At 48.6% G+C, this 3,518-nt stretch carries 2 rRNA genes; both read right to left on the reverse strand.

From position 1 onward, the window contains the following. Positions 1–12 precede the first annotated feature (12 nt). Positions 13–127 (reverse strand): 5S ribosomal RNA (gene rrf / locus E2K74_RS14285). A gap of 189 nt (positions 128–316) precedes the next feature. Further along, positions 317–3,209 (reverse strand): 23S ribosomal RNA (locus E2K74_RS14290). Positions 3,210–3,518: the final 309 nt, after the last annotated feature.

The following is a 3,518-nucleotide window of genomic DNA, read 5'->3' on the forward strand; positions in this document are numbered from 1 at the left end:
TTTTGAATAATGAGCTGGCGATGACTTACTCTCACATGGGTAACCCCACACTACCATCAGCGCAAAGAGGTTTCACTTCTGAGTTCGGGAAGGGATCAGGTGGTTCACTCTTGCTATGGTCGCCAGCACAACTGTTTATGGACTTGTTCGGGTCTTATCTGACTGCTTTGCAGTGTTTGCCTTACTTGGTACCAAATAGAATACATTAACAGGTACATTTGAGTTGAATATTGTCGTACTAACGAGCTTCTGAATCAAGCTGTTTTTCTGGATATCGAATCAATTGCGCTTTATACAACAACTGTTTGGGTGTTGTATAGTCAAGCCTCACGAGCAATTAGTACTGGTCAGCTTCATGTATCGCTACACTTCCACATCCAGCCTATCAACGTCGTAGTCTTCAACGGCTCTTTAGGAGACATAAAGTCTCGGGGAAATCTTATCTTGAGGTAGGCTTCCCGCTTAGATGCTTTCAGCGGTTATCCCTTCCGAACATAGCTACCCGGCGATGCCACTGGCGTGACAACCGGTACACCAGAGGTTCGTCCACTCTGGTCCTCTCGTACTAGGAGCAGATCCTCTCAAATTTCCAACGCCCACGGTAGATAGGGACCGAACTGTCTCACGACGTTCTAAACCCAGCTCGCGTACCTCTTTAAATGGCGAACAGCCATACCCTTGGGACCTGCTTCAGCCCCAGGATGAGATGAGCCGACATCGAGGTGCCAAACACCGCCGTCGATATGAACTCTTGGGCGGTATCAGCCTGTTATCCCCAGAGTACCTTTTATCCGTTGAGCGATGGCCCTTCCATACAGAACCACCGGATCACTAAGACCTACTTTCGTACCTGCTCGACTTGTTGGTCTCGCAGTTAAGCGCGCTTTTGCCTTTATACTCTACGCGTGATTTCCGACCACGCTGAGCGCACCTTCGTACTCCTCCGTTACTCTTTAGGAGGAGACCGCCCCAGTCAAACTACCCACCAGACATGGTCCTCGTCCCGGATCACGGGACAGAGTTAGAACCTCAATATTACCAGGGTGGTATTTCAAGGATGGCTCCATGGCAACTGGCGTCGCCACTTCAAAGCCTCCCACCTATCCTACACAGGTAAGATCAAAGTTCAATGTCAAGCTGCAGTAAAGGTTCACGGGGTCTTTCCGTCTAGCCGCGGGTACACCGCATCTTCACGGCGAATTCGATTTCACTGAGCCTCTGCTGGAGACAGCGCCGCCATCATTATGCCATTCGTGCAGGTCGGAACTTACCCGACAAGGAATTTCGCTACCTTAGGACCGTTATAGTTACGGCCGCCGTTTACTGGGGCTTCGATCAAGAGCTTCGCTTACGCTAACCCCATCAATTAACCTTCCAGCACCGGGCAGGCATCACACCCTATACGTCCACTTTCGTGTTTGCAGAGTGCTATGTTTTTAATAAACAGTTGCAGCGGCCTGGTTTCTGAGGCTGCCAGCAGCTCAAGGAGCAAGTCCTATCACCACCGGCAGCGTACCTTCTCCCGAAGTTACGGTACCATTTTGCCTAGTTCCTTCAGCAGAGTTCTCTCAAGCGCTTTGGTCTACTCGACCTGACCACCTGTGTCGGTTTCGGGTACGATTCCTGTGTAACTGAAGCTTAGAGACTTTTCCTGGAAGCATAGTATCAGCCACTTCACCAGTAAACTGGCTTGCTATCAGTTCTCAGCATAGAGCACCCCGGATTTGCCTAAGATGCATGCCTACAACCTTTCACCTGGACAACCAACGCCAGGCTGACTTAACTTACTCCGTCCTCTCATCGCATTACACAGAAGTATTGGAATATTAACCAATTTCCCATCGACTACGCCTCTCGGCCTCGCCTTAGGGGTCGACTCACCCAGCCCCGATTAACGTTGGACTGGAACCCTTGGTCTTTCAGCGAACGGGTTTTTCACCCGTTTTATCGTTACTCACGTCAGCATTCGCACTTCTGATACCTCCAGCAGACTTCTCAATCCACCTTCATCGGCTTACAGAACGCTCCCCTACCACTTACGCATAAGCGTAAATCCGCAGCTTCGGTACTATATTTTAGCCCCGTTACATCTTCCGCGCAGGCCGACTCGACTAGTGAGCTATTACGCTTTCTTTAAAGGGTGGCTGCTTCTAAGCCAACCTCCTAGCTGTCTATGCCTTCCCACATCGTTTCCCACTTAATATAGATTTAGGGACCTTAGCTGGCGGTCTGGATTGTTTTCCTCTTGACTACGGACGTTAGCACCCGCAGTCTGTCTCCCGGATAGTACTCATTGGTATTCGGAGTTTGCATCGGTTTGGTAAGTCGGGATGACCCCCTAGCCGAAACAGTGCTCTACCCCCAATGGTATTCGTCCGAGGCGCTACCTAAATAGCTTTCGGGGAGAACCAGCTATCACCGAGTTTGATTAGCCTTTCACCCCTATCCACAAGTCATCCCCCGGCTTTTCAACGACGGTGGGTTCGGTCCTCCAGTTAGTGTTACCCAACCTTCAACCTGCTCATGGATAGATCACCCGGTTTCGGGTCTATACCCAGCAACTAAAACGCCCTATTAAGACTCGATTTCTCTACGGCTCCCCTATTCGGTTAACCTTGCTACTGAATATAAGTCGCTGACCCATTATACAAAAGGTACGCAGTCACCGAACAAGTCGGCTCCCACTGCTTGTATGCATGCGGTTTCAGGATCTATTTCACTCCCCTCACAGGGGTTCTTTTCGCCTTTCCCTCACGGTACTGGTTCACTATCGGTCAGTCAGGAGTATTTAGCCTTGGAGGATGGTCCCCCCATATTCAGACAAGGTTTCACGTGCCTCGCCCTACTCGACATCATTATCTAAGCCCTTTCGTGTACAGGACTATCACCCACTATGGTTGCACTTCCCAGAGCATTCCACTAAAACTTAGATAACTTAATGGGCTCTTCCCCTTTCGCTCGCCGCTACTGAGGGAATCTCAATTGATTTCTTTTCCTACGGGTACTGAGATGTTTCACTTCCCCGCGTTCGCCTCAATAACCTATGTATTCAGTTATTGATACCTACCTTATGGTAAGTGGGTTTCCCCATTCAGACATCTCCGGATCACAGGATATTTGCCGCCTCCCCGGAGCTTTTCGCAGGCTATCACGTCTTTCATCGCCTCTGACTGCCAAGGCATCCACCACATGCACTTAATTACTTGACTATACAACCCCAAACAGTCGTCCATCCCTACAAGTAGGATGAGCAACATGATTAACCAATTTCTCAGTCAATCACACAGTTGGCGTTTGTGCACTTAAGCACTGTACAGCTTCAATTAGATTCATATACCAAAACGCTTGATTCAGTTAATTTCGCTAGTTCTCATTTCAAGTACAGTCATTAACAGGTAATAAATTACTGTTAACTTCCGTTCTATCTATGAGTATGAACAAATTATTTCAACTCAAATATATGCTGTTAATGATTTTTCTAGCCTTCGTCAGGTCTAGAAACTGTGATAAATCACAGA

It is taken from the genome of Acinetobacter sp. RF15B (assembly GCF_007558235.1).
GTDB classification, from domain to species: Bacteria; Pseudomonadota; Gammaproteobacteria; order Pseudomonadales; family Moraxellaceae; genus Acinetobacter; species Acinetobacter lwoffii_C.